This window comes from Vibrio sp. 1727, from assembly GCF_033344415.1.
In the GTDB taxonomy this organism is placed as follows: Bacteria; Pseudomonadota; Gammaproteobacteria; order Enterobacterales; family Vibrionaceae; genus Vibrio; species Vibrio alginolyticus.
In genome coordinates this window covers 1-540 of the sequence record NZ_JAWPOT010000588.1, presented here as the reverse complement: position 1 = coordinate 540, position 540 = coordinate 1, and the positions used below count along the sequence as shown (strand labels likewise).

The window sequence follows — 540 nt, the reverse complement described above, 5'->3', positions numbered from 1 at the left end:
ACAACAAGTGAAATAATAATAATTCTTAGTTAGATATACAGTCAGTGTGTCGAATTAGCAAGTGAAAACTATAAATAGTGTTCAGGAAAGAATGGCAGCGTCACAGCACTTGGTTCAATGCTGTGACGAGAAGTTTTTGCGAGTCAGGAGGTTATGCCATCGAGGCTTTGACGTAGACGTCGAAACGATTCTTTTTGGTTTCAATCGCCATGCTTGGCTTTTGCTCGTTCAGCCAATTCGCGTAGTCCGGGCGCTTAACCACCACGCGTTTCGTTGCCAAGGCCAGAGCAGGTTCGAGCAATCCATCGGCATCCAAATCCGCTCCCACCAAAGATTGGAAGACGCGCATCTCTTTTTTCACCAACGCGGATTTCTTTTTGTTTTCTGGGTGTGGGTACATCGGGTCGAGATACACCACATCCGGTTTCACAAACTCGCGGTTTTGCGCCAGTTGATCCAGCGCGTCATGGCTGGAGGCATGGAGCAGCGACATACGCTCAGATACCCACGAGCCGATTTCTGGGTCTTGTTTCGCGCGAG

Annotated in this window: 1 protein-coding gene; it reads right to left on the bottom strand. The window is 48.7% G+C overall.

Going from position 1 to position 540, the window contains the following annotated elements:
* Positions 1 to 151: 151 nt before the first annotated feature.
* Positions 152 to 540: class I SAM-dependent methyltransferase (locus tag R8O10_RS27080; protein ID WP_318192208.1), on the bottom strand; the 389-nt coding region annotated here is incomplete at its 5' end.